The organism is Neoroseomonas soli, from assembly GCF_018129065.1.
GTDB classification, from domain to species: domain Bacteria; phylum Pseudomonadota; class Alphaproteobacteria; order Acetobacterales; family Acetobacteraceae; genus Neoroseomonas; species Neoroseomonas soli.
In genome coordinates, this window is record NZ_JAAEDM010000023.1 from 40,499 (window position 1) to 56,580 (window position 16,082).

Sequence of the window (16,082 nt, forward strand, 5' to 3'; positions counted from 1 at the left end):
CCATGGAGTTCCGGCTGTCCGAGGACCAGCGCATGCTGGTCGAGACCGCCCGCAAGGTGGGCGAACGCTTCGGCCCCGAATACTGGCGCGATCTCGATGCGCGGAAGGCCTATCCGACCGAAGCCTGGACGGCGATCTGCGAGGCCGGCCTCTGCGGCATCACCCTGCCCGAGGAATACGGCGGCTCCGGCCTCGGCATGCTGGAGATGGCACTCGCCATCGAGGCGCTGACGGCGGCCGGCGCGGGCGCGACCCTGGCACAGATGTTCATGCTCAACCCGATCTTCGGCGGCGTCAGCATCGCGAAGTTCGGCACTGACGAGCAGAAGAAGGCGCTTCTGCCCGGCCTCGTCAGCGGCGAGATCACCTTCTGCATGGCGCTGACGGAACCCGATGCCGGCACCAACAGCCTCGAAATTCGCACCTTCGCCCGCGCCGACGGCAATGGCTGGCGCCTGAACGGCCGCAAGGTGTGGATCACCGCCGTGCCGCAGGCGAAGAAGATGCTGGTGGTCGCGCGCACCCGGAAGGTCGAGGAGGTGCAGCGCCGTACCCAGGGCATCAGCCTGTTCATGATCGAGCCCGACCGCGTCGGCGTCAGCCATGCCGCGATCGACAAGCTCGGCACCAACACGCTGCCGTCCTCCTCGGTGTTCTTCGACGATGTGCGGGTCGAGCCCGACGATCTGATCGGCACGCTGGACGATGGCTGGACCGCGCTGCTCGACGTGCTGAACACGGAGCGCATCGTCACCACGGCGGGTCTTGTCGGCACGGTGGAACTCGCCATCCGCAGCGCCGTCGCCTACGCGCAGGGGCGCAAGGTCTTCGGCGGCAAGCCGATCGCCTCCTACCAGGGGCTGCAATTCCCGCTCGCGCAGGCACATGCGCTGGGGGAGGCGGCGCGCCTGCTCAATCACAAGGCCGCGACGCTTTGCGACCTCGGAGAGTCCTACGGTTCTGCTGCCAACCAGGCGAAGCTGCTCGCCGCCCAGGCCGCCGCGCAGGCGACCGAGCGCGCCATGCAGACCATGGGCGGCATGGGCTATGCGAAGGAGTTCGACGTGGAGCGCCTGTGGCGCGATGCGCGGCTGTTCCGCTTCGCGCCCGTCTCCGAGGAAATGGTGCTGAACTTCATCGCCATCCACGACCTGGGGATGCCGCGCGGCTACTGAGGGGCCTGAGCATGCTCAACCTGTCCGCCTTCGTCGCCTTCCACGCGCGGCAGCGGCCCGAGGCGCTGGCCATCGTCTACGGATCGGAGCGCATCACCTACGCGGCGCTGCAAGGGCGGACGGAGGCGCTCTCGGCGCTGCTCGCCTCGCGCGGCGTGCAAGCGGGGCAGGTGGTGGCGGCGTTCATGAAGAACTCCGCCGCCTTCGTGGAACTCGCGATCGCCACCAGCCGCATCGGCGCGGTGTTCCTGCCGATCAACTTCCGCCTGGCGCGCGAGGAAGCCGCCTACATCCTGGAGAACGCCGGCGCGCGGCTGGTCTTCGCCGATGCCGAGTTCGGCGCGATCGTCGGCGGCCTGCCCGGCCTCGTCACCGTCGATACTGCCGCGCAGGAGGATCCGACGCGCCTGGTACCGGAAGGGCTGCCCGTGCCGCCGCCGGCCGCGCGGCAGGAAGGCGACCTGTTCCGCCTGATGTACACCTCCGGCACGACGGACCGGCCGAAGGGCGTCATGCACACCTATGGCAACTTCTACTGGAAGTGCATGGAGCATGTCGTCGCACTCGGGCTGACCTCGGCGGACCGACTGCTGGTGGTCGGGCCGCTCTATCATGTCGGCGCATTCGATCTGCCGGGTGTCGGCGTGCTGTGGGTGGGTGGGATGCTCTGCATCCTGCGCGACTTCGATGCCGCCGCCGCCGTCGACGCGATTGCGCGCGAGGGGCTCACCGGCGCGTGGATGGCGCCCGTCATGCTGTCCCGCACGCTGGAATACGGCAATCCGGACGGGCTCGACCTCACTTCGCTGCGCTGGTGCGTCGGCGGCGGGGAGAAGACGCCCGAGGGCCGCATCCGCGCCTTCACGGGCCTCTTCCCGAATGGCCGCTACATCGATGCCTATGGCCTGACGGAGACCTGCAGCGGCGACACCATGATGGAAGCGGGGTGGGAGATCGCGAAGATCGGCTCCACCGGCCGCGCCACGCCGCATGTCGAGATCACCATCCGCGACGACGCCGGGCACCTCCTGCCCGTCGGCCAGGAAGGCGAGATCTGCCTGCGTGGCCCGAAAGTCTTCAAGGGCTACTGGCAGGATCCGGCGAAGACTGCCGCCTCCTTCCATCCCGATGGTTGGTTCCGCAGCGGCGATGTCGGCTACCTCGACGACGACGGCTTCCTGTTCCTGACCGACCGCAAGAAGGACATGATCATCTCCGGCGGCGAGAACATCGCGAGTTCGGAGGTGGAGCGCGTGCTCTACGCCATGCCCGAGGTCAGCGAGGCCGCCGTGATCGGCGTGCCCGACCCGCGCTGGGGCGAGACGCCGGTGGCCGTGGTCGTGCCGCGGGAAGGCGCGACGATCGACCTCGCCGCAATGCAGGCGCATTGCCGCGCGCACCTGGCCGGCTTCAAGGTGCCGAAGGTGCTGGAACTGCGCGACGCGCTGCCGCGCAACCCGTCGGGCAAGGTGCTGAAGCGCGTTCTGCGCGAGGAACTCGCGCGCAAGGATTAGGGGAGGAGACCACGCCATGACGGATGCCGTTCCGCTTGCCCGCGCGCTCGCGCGCTTCATCGATGGCCTTGGCCCTTCCACCATCCCGCCGGAAGTCGAGGACAAGGCGCGCGCCTGCCTGCTGAACGGCTACGGCATCGCGCTCGGGTGCCACGCGACGGGGTTCGCGCCCGTGGCGCGCGCCGCCGCCGTCGCCATGGAAGGCGAACAGGCGAATGGCGCGACGCTGTGGGGCGACGGGCGACGCACCACCATCGCCGGCGCTGCGCTGGCGAATGCGGCGCTCTCCCATGGCCGCGCGCAGGAGGACGCCTGCGGCGCTGCGCATCTCGGCGCCATCCTGATCCCGCTGCTGACCGCCCTGTTCGAGGTGCGCGACCTGCCCCTCGGCCGCCTGATCCCTGCCCTCGTCGCCGGCTACGAAGCCGGTGGGCTGTTCGAGAAGGCGCATGCCGGCCACACGACGCCGGCCGGGCTGCGCGCCTCCCCCATCTACGGCACGGTCGCCGCCGCGGCCGCAGTGGCGAAGGCGATGGCGCTGCCGGAGGACCGCATCGCCGCCGCGCTCTCCTACGGCGCGCATTTCGCTGGCGGCATCCTGCAGTCCTTCGCCGACGGCACGGATGAATGGCGTTACCAGGTCGGCCAGGCCGGCGTGAACGGACTGATGGCGGCGGAACTGGCGCGCCAGGGCGCGATCGCCGCGCCGCATGCCTTCGAGGGCAGTGCCGGCTACATCCGCGCCTTCGCTCGTGTCGCGCCGGATGCGGCGGGGCTCGCGGCAAGGCTCGGCACCGAATGGTCCACCATGCGCGTGGCCTTCAAGCCCTTCCCGGTTTGCGCCTTCAACCAGACGCCGGTGACTGCCGCGTTGCTGTTGCAGGAGAAGATCGCCGGCCGGAAGATCGCCGGCGTCACGGTTCGCATGAACCCCTACGAGATCGGCTACGCCGGCATGGACAGCAAGGGGCCGTTCAGCACGGTGTCCGGCACGCTGATGTCCATCCCCTTCTGCATCGCGGCCACGCTGCTGCGCGGCACGCCGACCATGGGCATCATGACCGACTACGACGACACGCCGGTGAACGCGCTGATGCAGGCGGTCGAGACGGTCGCGGATGCCGCTGTGCCGACGCTTTCCGCCGTCATCGCCGTGCGGCTCGCGGACGGCACCGAGATCGTGCAGGACCAGCGCATGACCGCCGCCGACTACAGCTACGACCGCGCCCGCACCATGGAACTGGTACGCCGCATCGGCGCCGAGGAAGGCGTGCCCGCCGAGGCCTATGACCGCATGGAAGCCTTCGTCATGGGCCTGCCGGGCGGCTCGGTGAAGGATCTCGTCGGCTGCTTCGCGCTGCTGCCGCGCCAGGATTGACGCCGCGACCACATCTGGCGCGGATCGCGGGATGAACTGATCCGCTCGGGCATCACCTTCTTCGAGACCAAGGGTGGCGGCGCCGCCGGCCCGATCAGCGCATCGGCGGCGCCGCGCCACCCATGCCCGCCGGCGGCACCGTCTGCGCCACGGAAGGCCGCGCCTGCGCCGCGTCAAACAGTTCCGACAGCGCCGGCCGCCCCTGGCGCCAGGCGAAGGCCGTGTGGCGCTGCTCGCAGTAGCCGCAGAGCGAGACCAGTGCGAGGAAGGCCGCATCCTTCGCCGCGAAGGCGCCCGACGCCACGTCGCGTTCCAGCGCATCGGCCACGCGCACCGCACGCAGCGCCTCGAGCGAGATGACGCCGGGCGAGCGTTCATGCGGCGGTCGCCGCAATTCGCGGTTCCACACCGCGATGCCGTCCATGGCACCGAGCACGCGCCCATAGGCGGCGAGTGCGCGCGGCCGGTCCGGCGCTGGCAGGAGGCGCCGCTCGGGCTCGACCAGGCTGTCGAGCATCGTCAGCACCGGCGTCGTCTCGGTGATCGTCGTGCCGTCGTCGAGCACCAGTGCCGGCACGCGACCCACCGGGTTGAAGGGCAGCAGGATGGAGAAGGGGTCGCGCAGCGTCGCCTCCTCCACGGCAACGCGATCCTGCAATCCAAGTTCGATCACCGCCATGCGGGCGATGCGGGCGTAAGGGGATCCGGGGGCGTGAAACAGGCGCATGGCCGCACGTTATCACTCCCCGTTGACGTCGCCAGCCCGGCAGGCGAAGCGAATGCCATGACCGACTCCCCCACCCCGTTCGACCCCGCCGCCGCCGGCTGGAAGCAGTTCCGCTGGCACGAGGACGGCTTCCCCACCCTGGTCGGCCCCTTCTGGTCGAAGAAGGAAGGCGATGGCTTGGCCTATGGCCTGCTCGCCGAACCGAGGCATGGCAACGCCCATGGCATCGTCCATGGCGGGATGCTGGTGACGTTCCTCGACCAGATCCTCGGCGCGACCTGCTGGGAAGCGGCGCATCGGGCGCCGGTGGTGACCATCCAGCTCAACACGCATTTCGTCTCCGCCGCCCGCGCGGGCGAATTCATGGAAGCGCGCGGCGAGGCGGTGCGCGCCACCAAGTCCGTGGTCTTCGTCCGCGGCCAGATCACGGTCGGCGACCGCATCGTCGCCACCGCTGATGGGGTCTGGAAGCGGCTGGGCGCGCCCTGATCGCTTCGCTACCCTGTCGGCAATAGTCGACAGGGAAGGAAGCGCCATGCGCAGCGCCGTCATCGTCTCCACTGCCCGCACGCCGATCGGGCGTGCCTATCGCGGTGCCTTCAACGATACCAACGCGCAGACGCTGGGCGGCCACGTGGTCCACGCGGCCGTGCAGCGCGCGCGCCTCGACCCGGCGGAAGTCGAGGACGTCATCATGGGCGCCGCCCTCCAGCAGGGCTGCCAGGGGTCGAATGTCGGGCGCCAGGTGGCGCTCGCCGCCGGCCTGCCTGACACGGTCGCGGGCATGAGCGTCGATCGGCAGTGTTCTTCGGGCCTCATGGCCATCGCCACCGCTGCGAAGCAGATCATGCATGACGGCATGCAGGTCGCCGTGGGCGGGGGGCTGGAATCCGTCTCCCTCGTGCAGAACGAGAAGGCGAACTGGTTCCGTCGCGCCGATCCGACGCTGATGGAGCGCGTGCCGCATCTCTATATGTCCATGCTGGAAACGGCCGAGATCGTCGCCGACCGCTACGGCATCGGCCGTGACGCGCAGGACGAATACGCGCTCTCCAGCCAGGTGCGGACTGCCGCAGCCCAGCAGCGCGGCGCCTTCGATGACGAGATCGTGCCGCTCCCCACCGTGATGAAGGTGGCCGACAAAACCACCGGCGAGGTGCGCGACGTGCCCACCACGCTCGCGAAGGACGAGGGCAACCGTGCCGACACGACGCTCGATGGCCTGAAGTCGCTGAAGCCGGTCTTCAAGGACGGGATGAAGGTGAAGGAAGGCCGCTTCATCACAGCCGGCAACGCCAGCCAGCTCTCAGACGGCGCATCCGCCGCCGTGCTGATGGAGGAGCGGGAGGCCTCCCGCCGTGGCCTGAATCCCTTGGGCATCTACCGCGGCATGACGGTCGCCGGCTGCGACCCGGGAGAGATGGGCATCGGCCCCGTCTTCGCCGTGCCGAAACTCCTGAAGCAGCACGGGCTGAAGATGGACGACATCGGCCTGTGGGAACTGAACGAGGCCTTCGCCTGCCAGGTGATCTACTGCCGCGACCGGCTCGGCATTCCGATGGAACGGCTGAACGTGGATGGTGGCGCGATCTCGATCGGCCACCCCTACGGCATGTCAGGGGCGCGCATGGCCGGGCACGCGCTCATCGAAGGCAAGCGGCGCGGGGCGAAATTCGTGGTGGTGACGATGTGCGTGGGCGGCGGGCAAGGGGCCGCGGGGTTGTTCGAAGTCGCCTGAGCAGGTCGGGGGGAGAAGAGAACTTCTCCCCCCGAACCCCCCTCAACCTTCTTTGGCTCTTGGGAACTGACCGCAATGGTCGGCGCCAAGTGACCAAAAAAGGGAGGGGGTTCGGGGGAGGTTCCCCTCCCCCGACCTTCACTCAGTACCGATACTGCTCTGCCTTGAACGGCCCCTGCTGCGACACGCCGATATACGCCGCCTGCTGCGCCGACATCTTCGTCAGCGTCGCACCCACCTTGGCGAGGTGCAGCGATGCCACCTTCTCGTCCAGGTGCTTCGGCAGCACGTAGACCTTCTTCTCGTACTTGCCCGGGTTCGTCCAAAGCTCGATCTGCGCCAGCGTCTGGTTGGTGAAGGACGCGGACATTACGAAGGACGGGTGGCCCGTGGCGTTGCCGAGGTTCACGAGGCGCCCTTCGGACAGCAGGATCATGCGCTTGCCGTCGGGGAACTCGATCTCGTCCACCTGCGGCTTGATGTTGTCCCACTTGAAGTTGCGCAGGCCGGCGACCTGGATCTCGCTGTCGAAGTGGCCGATGTTGCACACGATCGCGCGGTGCTTCATCGCGCGCATGTGGTCCACGGTGATGACGTCCACATTGCCCGTGGCAGTGACGAAGATGTCGGCGGCGGAAGCGGCCTGCTCCATCGTCACGACCTCGTAGCCTTCCATCGCGGCCTGCAGCGCGCAGATCGGATCGACCTCGCTGACCATCACGCGGCAACCGGCGTTGCGCAGGGACGCGGCGGAACCCTTGCCCACGTCGCCGAAGCCGCAAACCATCGCGACCTTGCCGGCCATCATCACGTCCGTGCCGCGGCGGATCGCGTCCACCAGCGACTCACGGCAGCCATAGAGGTTGTCGAACTTCGACTTGGTGACGCTGTCGTTCACGTTGATGGCGGGGAAGAGCAGCTTGCCCTCCTTCGCCATGTTGTAGAGGCGGTGAACGCCCGTCGTCGTCTCCTCCGACACGCCCTTGATCGCGGCGGCGAGCTTCGCGAACCAGCCCGGCTTGGTCTTCAGGCAGTCCTTGATGAGCGCGAAGAAGACCGTCTCTTCCTCGTTCGTCGCCTTGTCGAGGAAGGCCACGTCGCCCTGCTCGGCGCGCAGGCCGTAATGGACCAGCAGCGTCATGTCGCCGCCATCGTCCAGCAGCACGTTCGGCGTGCCGCCATCGGCCCATTCCAGGGTGCGCTTCACGTACTGCCAGTATTCGGGAAGCGTCTCGCCCTTCACCGCGAAGACCGGCGTGCCGGTCGCGGCGATCGCGGCCGCGGCGTGGTCCTGGGTCGAGAAGATGTTGCACGACGACCAGCGGACGTCGGCCCCGAGCGCCTTCAGCGTCTCGATCAGCACGGCGGTCTGGATGGTCATGTGCAGGCAGCCCGCGATGCGCGCGCCCTTGAGCGGCTGGCTCGCGCCGTATTCGGCGCGGGTCGCCATCAGGCCGGGCATCTCGTCCTCGGCCATCGAGATCTCCTTGCGGCCCCAGCCGGCAAGGGAAAGGTCCTTCACGACGTAGTCGGCGGCAGCGGACATGCGCTCTCTCTCACTCTCTTCACGGCGGGATGTGCCGCGCCGGTAGCACGGGCGGGCCTGGGAGGCCAGCCTTAGCGACCAGTCATAAGGATATCTTTATGAGATACCCGCCAGTGACCCGCTCTCCGCCACGCAGACGCGGGATCAGCCCGCCTCTGCCTCGGCCGACGGTTCGAGGCGGTATCCGCCGCCCTCGGTCACCAGCAGGCGTGCCTCGGCCGGGTTCGGCTCGATCTTCTGCCGCAGCCGGTAGATGTGCGTCTCGAGCGTATGGGTGGTGACGTTGCTGTTGTAGCCCCACACGTCATTCAGCAGCACCGTGCGCGGCACCGGCCGCCCTCCGGCGCGATAGAGGAACTTGAGGATCGCCGCTTCCTTCTCGGTCAGGCGGATCCGCTTGCCCCTTGCCGGGTCGTGCAACTGCTTGGCGGAGGGCCGGAACAGGTAGGGCCCGACCTTGAAGACCGCGTCCTCGCTGCTGTCATAGCCGCGCAACTGGGCACGCATGCGCGCGAGCAGTTCGTTCAGCCGGAAGGGCTTGGCGATATAGTCGTTGGCGCCGGCATCGAGGCCGCTGACCACGTCCGACTCGCTGTCCGAGCCGGTCAGCATCACGATCGGCATCCGATGGCCGAGCCGCCGCATCCGGGCGCAGAACTCGCGCCCGTCGCCATCGGGCAGGCCGATGTCGAGCAGCACGATATCGAACCGCGCGCCCTCGGCCGACAGCTTCGCATCCGCATCGGCGAGCGTGGCCGCCTCAACCGGCGCGAACTCGCCCTCAAGTGCCAGCTGCTCGGCGAGTGTCGCCAGGAGCGCCGGGTCATCGTCCACGATCAGCACCGGGCGCGGACCGGTCATGCGCCAACTTCCCCCATTCCAATTCTCAACACGGCCGCCCGGCACGCATGCCGGAACGCCGGGTCCCCCGCGGAGGTATGGCTTGTAAGCGAGGCTTGTGCCATATGCGAGACAGACCTGACGGCGTCCTCGCGGCAGTGTGATTGCCGCTTCACGCATCTGGACGCGCCGGCGTTCCGTACCACATCCAGGCTGGCAGACGCGACGACATGTGCAGCACGCCAAGGGAAGACGCCACGCGCAGGCCATATTCCAGGCGCGCGATGGCCTGAGGAATGGAACGCCAGACGATGACGCCAACCGCGAGCCCCGCATCAGAGCCGGCCACGGGCGCGCCGGTGCAGGCCGATCCGCTGGCGCTTGCCCTGCGTCACGTGCATCGGGCGGCGACGGAACTGCGGCGCGGCACGCCGGTGATCCTGCGCGGAACCGACACGGCGCTGGTCGTCGCCGCCGCCGAGACGGTCGGCGGGCGGGGCTTGGCGGACATCGCCGCGGCGGCGCTGGCGCCGGCGGTGCTGCTTCTCGCCCCCGTGCGTGCCGCGGCCGTGCTGCAGCGCCCCGTCCCCCACGCCGCCGATGAGGAAGGCGCCGTCGCGCTGCGCCTGCCGCCCACCCTGCTGGCGCCCGAGGCGCTGCGCAGCCTCGCCGACCCTACCGCCGAACGCCTGCTGCCCGAGGTTCCCGAACGCGTCGCCGCCCCCGCCCTGGCGCAGGCGGCGATCGCGCTGGCGAAGCTCGGCCGGCTGCTGCCCGCCCTGGTCGCCGCGCCGGCGACGGAAGGCGCGGCGGACCGTCTCGATCTGATGCAGGTGGCGGCGGCGGACGTGCTCGATTATCCGACCACGGCCGCGACCACCCTCGCGCGCGTGGCGGAGGCCCGCGTGCCGCTCGAGGACGCGCCCGAGGCCCGGATCGTCGCCTTCCGCGCCGCGGACGGTGGCATCGAGCACCTGGCCATCCTGGTCGGCACGCCGGAGAAGACCGCGGCAGAGGGCGGGGCCCCCCTGGTGCGCGCCCATTCCGAGTGTTTCACCGGCGACCTCCTGGGTTCGCTGCGCTGCGATTGCGGCCCGCAATTGCGCGGCGCGATTGCCCGGATGGCGCAGGATCCCGCGGGTGGGGTGCTGCTCTACCTGGCGCAGGAGGGGCGCGGCATCGGCCTGGTGAACAAGCTGCGCGCCTATACGCTGCAGGATGGCGGGCTCGACACGCTCGATGCCAACCGCGCGCTGGGCTACGGCGCCGACGAGCGCAGCTTCATGGTCGCCGCCACCATGCTGCGCGCCGTCGGCGTCGAGCGCGTCCGCCTGCTGACCAACAACCCGGACAAGATCGGCGGCCTCGTGGCCTGCGGCATCGAGGTGCTGGGCCGCGAGGCCCACGCCTTCGACCCCAATGGCGTGAATGACCGCTACCTCCGCACCAAGGCGGAACGCTTCGGGCATCTCCTTTCGGGCTGAGAGACCGTTTGAGAATGCCGGCACCGGCCCTCCGGCCAGACCGGCTGCGCACGTCGAGGGCGCGTCGGGCGCGGTCGCGTTCCCGGCTCGGGGGGTGTGGCCGCGGGTGGCCTGTTGGGCCGCGTGCCCGTCGGGATGCTAGGCGGGATGGCATCATGATCCTGCGTCCAGACACTCCATGACCGGCATCGCCCGCGTCACCCCCGACGGCCTGCTGCGCTTTCGCGGCGAGACGCTGCGCTGCGCCCTCGGCGCCGGCGGCATCCGGGCCGACAAGCGGGAAGGCGACGGCGCCACGCCCACCGGCCTGCTGCCGATCCGCCGCATCCTCTGGCGCGCGGACCGCGGGCCTCGCCCCGCCTGCACGCTGCCCGCCGAACCGATCGCTTCGGAGGATGGCTGGTGCGACGACCCCGGCCACCCCGACTACAACCGGCCCATCCGGCTGCCCCACGCTGCACGCCATGAACGACTGTGGCGGGACGACGCGATCTATGACGTCATCGCCGTGCTGGGCTGGAATGACGCGCCGGTGCAGCGCGGGCGCGGCAGCGCGATCTTCCTGCACGTCGCGCGGCCAGGACTGGCACCGACGGAAGGATGCGTGGCCCTGCCCGAGAACGACCTGCGAAGGCTTTTGGCGGCAGGGTTGGGGGGGCTTGAGATCGTAGGGTGACGAGGGGGGCGCCGCCCCCCTCGACCCCCCGCCAAAGGCCGAAAGGCCTTTGGGAACCAGGATCTTGCTTCGGCTCCGGACCGGGGGTGATCATGGGCGTCGCGACGATCGGTCCGGTTTCTGCCGTTCCAGCCGCAGGGCGCGTATGCCGCGGCGGGATGCAGGGATGGCGTCGCCCTGTTCGCTGTCGGCGGCATCCGGACGGCGTCGAGCCGCCTGATACGCCGGGCAATGATGCCGGCCGTATCAGGTGATCCGGTCCAGTTCCTTCTCGTCCATCGTCCCCGGCACCAGCGTCATGGGCACAGTCAGCCGGCCCGAGTAGCGCCCGGTCAGCGCCGTCACGAGCGGCCCCGGCCCGCCGCTCCCCGGCGCCATGGCCAGCACCAGGATCGAGATGCGCGGGTCTTCCTCGAGCAGCTTCAGCAACTCGTCGCGCGGCGTGCCCTCGCGGATGATGAGGATGGGGAAGCCGCCGGTGATCTCATTCACCTCGGCGGCGAGGCCGGAGAGCATCTTCTCCGCTTCTTCCCGCCGCTCCTCCTGCATCATCACGCCGACCCCGGCCCATTCGACCAGGCCCACGGGCTCGACCACGCGCAGCAGCGCCACGCGCCCGCCGCCCTTGCGCGCGCGCAGGCAGGCGTAGCGCAGCGCGATGGCGCGCTCGGGGCTGTCATCCACCACCACCAGGAAGATGCGGTCCCGCTTCGCGGCGGTGGCGGCGGCGGCGGATTCCTCGCTTCCGGGCATGGAGCCCCCCTCAGCCTCGACGGAAGATGACGCTGCCGAGCCACCCGGCGAGGGCGGCCAGCAGGATGCACCCCACACCATAAACGAGCGGCATGGCGCGCGCGACCTGGGCGATGGAGGCCGCCGTGCCCACCCGGTCCACGCGCAGGAACAGCGCCTGCCGCGCGACGATGCGGCGTTCGCGCACCAGCAGCACCTCGATCCGGTAGTCGCCAGTCTGCACCGTGTCGGGGAAGTAGATGCGGGCCGAGAACAGCCGCCCGCCGGCCACCGCGACCGGTGCCGCATATTCCTGCCAACGCCCGTCCTGCTGCTTCAGTTCGAGCAGCGCGGCGCGGAAGGCCGGCGCCTGCGCGCCCACCGCGCGCAGCGGCAGGGCCTCCAGCCCGAGGCGCGCGGTGCGGCGCGTCTCCTCGGGCAGCGCCTCCCACACGGGCCGCGTGGCGGCGATGGCGTAGAAGCCCGGGATCTCGGGGAAGGTGGCCGCCGGGCCGTTCACCCAGAAGCCCATCACGTTGACCTTGCGCCGGACCACGGTGGGCTGCGGCGGGCCCCAGGCGAGGACGACCACGTCCTCCCCGGTCTCCGACCCGATCAGGTTCTCGGTGGCGCCGAAGACGAGGACCGAGGCGCCGGTGAAGCCGGTGGTGATCTCCACCCGGTCGGTCGAGAGGTCGGCCGTCAGCGCCGGGGTGGTGACGGGCGCGGGCGCCTGCGCCGCCGCCGAACCGGTCCAGCCCAGCAGCAGGGTGAGCAGGAACGCCGCCGCCCTCACCGCGCCGGCCCGATGGCGAAGAGGTTATCCGGCGCGCGGATGAGGCCCCAGGCGAGGCCGAGCGCCACCGCCAGCACCAGCAGGCCGAGCAGGGCGCGCGTCTCCTCGCCACGCAGCTTCGTGCCCATGGCGGCGCCGAACTGTGCGCCCGCCACGCCGCCGGCCAGCAGCAGCATGGTCAGCACGATGTCCACCGTGCCGACCTGCCAGGCCTGCAGCAGCGTGACGTTGGCCGCGACGAACACGACCTGGAACAGGGAGGTGCCGATCACCACGGAGGTCGGCATGCCGAGCAGGTAGATCATCGCCGGCACCAGCATGAACCCGCCACCCACGCCCATGACGGCGGAAAGGATGCCGATGCCGAAGCCCACCAGCGCCGGCGGCACGACGGAGATGTACAGGCGCGACTTTCGGAACCGCATCTTGAACGGCATGCCGTGCAGCCAGGTGTGCTCGTGCGCCTTGGGCGAAGCCGCGCCGCCGGTGCGGCGACGGCGGATGATGGCCCGCACGCTCTCCCGCACCATCAGCAGGCCGACGGTGCCGAGCACCACGACGTAGAAGAACGCCACCGCGAGATCGACCTGCCCCAGCCGCCGCAGCAGCGCGAAGAGCTGCACGCCCAGCGAGGACCCGACGAAGCCGCCGGCCAGCAGCACCACCCCCATGCGCGCATCGACATTGCCGCGCCGCCATTGCGCGATGAGGCCGGAGACCGAGGCGCCGATCGTCTGGTTGGCGCCGGAGGCGACCGCGACGGGCGCAGGAATGCCGATGAGGATGAGCAGCGGCGTCAGCAGGAATCCGCCGCCCACGCCGAACAGCCCCGAGAGCCAGCCCACGCCGAAGCCGATGCCCAGCAGCAGCAGGGCATCGACACTCATCTCGGCGATTGGCAGGTAGACCTGCATCGCGCCCTTCGTCCCGACTGGGGTGGATCTTGGACAGGCCGGGTTTGGACCCGGTCGCCGCAAGCGGCAAGGGACAATCGCCGCGCCGCGAGGCAGGATTGCGGCAATCCGAATCCGAAAGTCGCACCATGTCCTTCTCCCGCCGCCTGTTGCTCGGCACCGCCCTCGCGGCACCCTTCCTGCGCCCCTCGGCGGCACAGGCGGCGCGGCGCGTGCGCATCGTCCACACCAACGACTTCCACAGCCGGCACGAACCGGTGGTGCGCGCCACCGGTGCCGCCTGCCGCACGGACGATCCCTGCCTCGGTGGCTCGGCGCGGCTCGCCGGCGGCATCGCCGCCGCGCGGGCGGAGGCGGCGGCGGATGGGCGCGCCGTCGTCGCCGTCGATGCCGGCGACCAGTTCATGGGCAGCCTGTTCTACACGCAGCACCGCGGCGCGGCGGAACTCGCGGTGATGAAGGCCTGGGGCTGCGAGGCGATGACCCTCGGCAACCACGAATTCGACAACGGGCCGGAGAACCTGGCGCGCTTCGTCGCGGCGGCGGACTTCCCCATCCTCGCCGCCAATATCGACACGCGGGCGGAACCGGCGCTCGACGGCCGCTTCCGCCCCTGGTGGGAGACGACGCGCGGCGGTGCGCGGCTGGCCTTCATCGGCGTGGCCACGCCGGAGACGCCGGCGCTGTCCTCCCCCGGGCGCAACCTGCGCTTCACCGACCCGGCCGAGGCCGCCGCCCGCGCCATCGCGGAGATCCGCGCGACCGGCCCGGCGACGGTGGTGCTGCTGTCCCACAACGGGATCGAGGCGGACCGGCGGCTGGCGGCACAGGTGGCCGGACTCGACGTCATCATCGGCGGGCATTCGCATACGCTGCTGGCCGCCGAGCCGGATGCGGACGGTCCTTCGCCGATGCTGGTGGACGGGCGGGACCGCACGGTGCGCATCCTGCAGACCGGCGCCTATGGGCGCTTCCTCGGGCGGCTCGACCTCGACCTCGCGGCGGATGGACGGATCGCGGCGCAGGGCGGGGCGACCATCCCGATGGGCGCGAACATCCCCGAGGATGCCCGCGTCGCCGCCCTGGTGGCGGAATTCGCCCGGCCGCTGGAGGAAACCCGCCGCCGCGTCGTCGGCACCCTGCCCACCGCCCTGTCCAACGCCGATTGTCGGCGCGGCGAGTGCGCCCTCGGCAACCTGGTGGCGGAGGCGATGCTCGCGCGCATGCCCGGCGCCGAGATCGCCATCACCAACGGCGGCGGGCTGCGCGCCGGGCTGCCCGGCGGCCAGGTGACGGTGGGCGACGTGCTGACCGTGCTGCCCTTCGGCAACACCATCGCGGTGATGGGGCTGCGCGGGGCGGATGTCGTGGCGGCGCTGGAACATGGCGTGTCGCAGGGCGCCGGCACGGCGGGGCGCTTCCCGCAGGTGGCGGGCATCCGCTTCGTGTGGGATCCCGCCGCGCCGCCGGGCAGCCGGGTGCGGCAGGTGGAGGTGGCGCAGGGGGCGCGGTTCGTGCCGCTCGATCCGACGCGGGTCTATCGCCTCGTGACCAACGACTTCCTGCGCCGGGGCGACGGCTACGTCATGTTCCGCGACCGCGCGCTCGACCCCTACGACGGCGGGCCGGTCCTGGACGAGACGGTGGCCGATGCGATTGCAGAGGGGCAGTTGCGCGGCGTGCCGGAGGATGGACGGATCCGGGCGCTGTAGGGCAGATCAAGAATCGCCTGATCGGGTCGTATGGTGCGTCTTGCGCGTGTCTGGCCGTCAGCGGCGGCCGAACAGGCGCTCCAGCGCTGCCGCATCCAGCCGCAGCACGGTCGGGCGGCCATGGCTGCAGGTGGCGGCGCGCGGCGTCGCCTCCATGGACCGCAGCAGCGCGTCCATCTCGGCGGGCAGCAAGCGGCGGCCGGCGCGCACGCTGCCATGGCAGGCGAGCCGCGCCACGGCGGCATCGAGGCGGCGTTGCAGCGACGCGGCCTCCCCCAGTTCCGCCAGCTCCTCCGCGAGGTCGCGCAGCAGCGGCGCCGGTTCCGGGTTGCCAAGCAAGGCCGGCAGGGCGCGCACCAGCACCGCGCCGGCGCCGAAGGATTCGATTTCGAGGCCGAGGCGGGCGAGCGTCTCCGCATGCTCCAGCAGGCGTGCCGCCTCGCCCGCCGGCAGGTCCACCACGGCGGGCAGCAGCAGCGGCTGGGACCGCACGCCGCCCTCGACGAGTTGCGCGTTCAGCGCCTCATGCGTCAGGCGTTCGTGGGCCGCGTGCTGGTCCACCAGCACCAGGGCGCCGTCGGGCGCTTCCGCGAGCACATAGGTGTCGAGGATCTGCGCCAATGCCCGGCCGAGCGGGTGGTGCTCCGGCGCGCGTTCCTCGAATACCGCGGGGCGCGGCGGCGGGGCGGGGGCGAGGCCGAGGGCGCGCTGCACGGGCGCGAGAAAGGCGGATGCGGGCGAGAGCAAGGGCGGCGCCGCCTCGGCGAAGCCGGAACCACCTTCCGCCGTGGCGCCATCCGCCGCGGCGCCCGTGCGTCCGCCTGCGGCAGCCTGCCCGCCGCCCCAGGCG

The 16,082-nt window shown here is 70.7% G+C and carries 14 protein-coding genes and 1 pseudogene; 8 read left to right on the plus strand and 7 right to left on the minus strand.

All coding sequences use genetic code 11. The features are described 5' to 3' along the window. The first annotated feature begins 2 nt into the window (after positions 1–2). The 3 genes from GXW76_RS10885 to GXW76_RS10895 are packed head-to-tail and all read left to right on the plus strand — an operon-like array spanning position 3 to position 4,067. Positions 3–1,175 (plus strand): acyl-CoA dehydrogenase family protein, encoded by a 1,173-nt coding sequence (locus tag GXW76_RS10885; protein WP_211862041.1) that lies wholly within the window; start codon positions 3–5, stop codon positions 1,173–1,175. Positions 1,176–1,186: 11 nt separating this feature from the next. Further along, positions 1,187–2,689: an AMP-binding protein gene (locus tag GXW76_RS10890; RefSeq protein ID WP_211862042.1), complete on the plus strand. Its 1,503-nt coding sequence runs from the start codon at positions 1,187–1,189 to the stop codon at positions 2,687–2,689. Between the two features lie 16 nt (positions 2,690–2,705). Continuing rightward, positions 2,706–4,067: an MmgE/PrpD family protein gene (locus tag GXW76_RS10895; protein WP_211862043.1), complete on the plus strand. Its 1,362-nt coding sequence runs from the start codon at positions 2,706–2,708 to the stop codon at positions 4,065–4,067. A gap of 94 nt (positions 4,068–4,161) precedes the next feature. Here GXW76_RS10895 and GXW76_RS10900 read toward each other — a convergent pair whose 3' ends face one another. Further along, positions 4,162–4,794, minus strand: coding sequence for a glutathione S-transferase family protein (locus GXW76_RS10900; protein ID WP_211862044.1), 633 nt, complete (start codon positions 4,792–4,794; stop codon positions 4,162–4,164). 57 nt (positions 4,795–4,851) lie between these two features. Here GXW76_RS10900 and GXW76_RS10905 point away from each other — a divergent pair, with 57 nt between their 5' ends. Further along, positions 4,852–5,283 (plus strand): PaaI family thioesterase, encoded by a 432-nt coding sequence (locus tag GXW76_RS10905; protein WP_211862045.1) that lies wholly within the window; start codon positions 4,852–4,854, stop codon positions 5,281–5,283. Positions 5,284–5,329: 46 nt separating this feature from the next. Continuing rightward, positions 5,330–6,532 (plus strand): acetyl-CoA C-acyltransferase, encoded by a 1,203-nt coding sequence (locus GXW76_RS10910; protein WP_211862046.1) that lies wholly within the window; start codon positions 5,330–5,332, stop codon positions 6,530–6,532. A 142-nt stretch (positions 6,533–6,674) separates the two neighbouring features. On the opposite strand, the gene ahcY is transcribed toward GXW76_RS10910, so the two are convergent. Continuing rightward, positions 6,675–8,078 (minus strand): adenosylhomocysteinase, encoded by a 1,404-nt coding sequence (gene ahcY / locus GXW76_RS10915; RefSeq protein WP_211862047.1) that lies wholly within the window; start codon positions 8,076–8,078, stop codon positions 6,675–6,677. A 144-nt stretch (positions 8,079–8,222) separates the two neighbouring features. Further along, positions 8,223–8,939, minus strand: coding sequence for a response regulator transcription factor (locus GXW76_RS10920; RefSeq protein WP_211862048.1), 717 nt, complete (start codon positions 8,937–8,939; stop codon positions 8,223–8,225). A 290-nt stretch (positions 8,940–9,229) separates the two neighbouring features. Here GXW76_RS10920 and GXW76_RS10925 point away from each other — a divergent pair, with 290 nt between their 5' ends. Both GXW76_RS10925 and GXW76_RS10930 read left to right on the plus strand, forming a co-directional pair. Continuing rightward, positions 9,230–10,402 carry a GTP cyclohydrolase II gene (locus tag GXW76_RS10925; protein ID WP_211862049.1) on the plus strand — a complete coding sequence of 391 codons (1,173 nt, stop codon included), beginning with the start codon at positions 9,230–9,232 and terminating at the stop codon, positions 10,400–10,402. A 178-nt stretch (positions 10,403–10,580) separates the two neighbouring features. Then, positions 10,581–11,078, plus strand: a complete 498-nt coding sequence (locus GXW76_RS10930) for a L,D-transpeptidase family protein (protein ID WP_211862050.1) — start codon at positions 10,581–10,583, stop codon at positions 11,076–11,078. Between the two features lie 246 nt (positions 11,079–11,324). On the opposite strand, the gene GXW76_RS10935 is transcribed toward GXW76_RS10930, so the two are convergent. From GXW76_RS10935 to GXW76_RS10945, 3 genes are read right to left on the minus strand one after another with little or no spacing between them, the layout of a single operon-like run. Beyond that, positions 11,325–11,831, minus strand: coding sequence for a universal stress protein (locus GXW76_RS10935; RefSeq protein ID WP_211862051.1), 507 nt, complete (start codon positions 11,829–11,831; stop codon positions 11,325–11,327). Positions 11,832–11,841: 10 nt separating this feature from the next. Beyond that, positions 11,842–12,606: a TIGR02186 family protein gene (locus GXW76_RS10940; protein ID WP_211862052.1), complete on the minus strand. Its 765-nt coding sequence runs from the start codon at positions 12,604–12,606 to the stop codon at positions 11,842–11,844. Beyond that, positions 12,603–13,520 carry a sulfite exporter TauE/SafE family protein gene (locus GXW76_RS10945; RefSeq protein WP_211862053.1) on the minus strand — a complete coding sequence of 306 codons (918 nt, stop codon included), beginning with the start codon at positions 13,518–13,520 and terminating at the stop codon, positions 12,603–12,605. Before GXW76_RS10945 ends, GXW76_RS10940 begins: the two co-directional genes overlap by 4 nt. Positions 13,521–13,648: 128 nt before the next feature. Here GXW76_RS10945 and GXW76_RS10950 point away from each other — a divergent pair, with 128 nt between their 5' ends. Continuing rightward, positions 13,649–15,232, plus strand: a complete 1,584-nt coding sequence (locus tag GXW76_RS10950; protein WP_211862054.1) for a bifunctional metallophosphatase/5'-nucleotidase — start codon at positions 13,649–13,651, stop codon at positions 15,230–15,232. A 57-nt stretch (positions 15,233–15,289) separates the two neighbouring features. Here the strand turns inward: GXW76_RS10950 and GXW76_RS10955 are convergent. Beyond that, positions 15,290–16,082, minus strand: a pseudogene (locus tag GXW76_RS10955) (DNA mismatch repair endonuclease MutL); the annotation flags it as partial.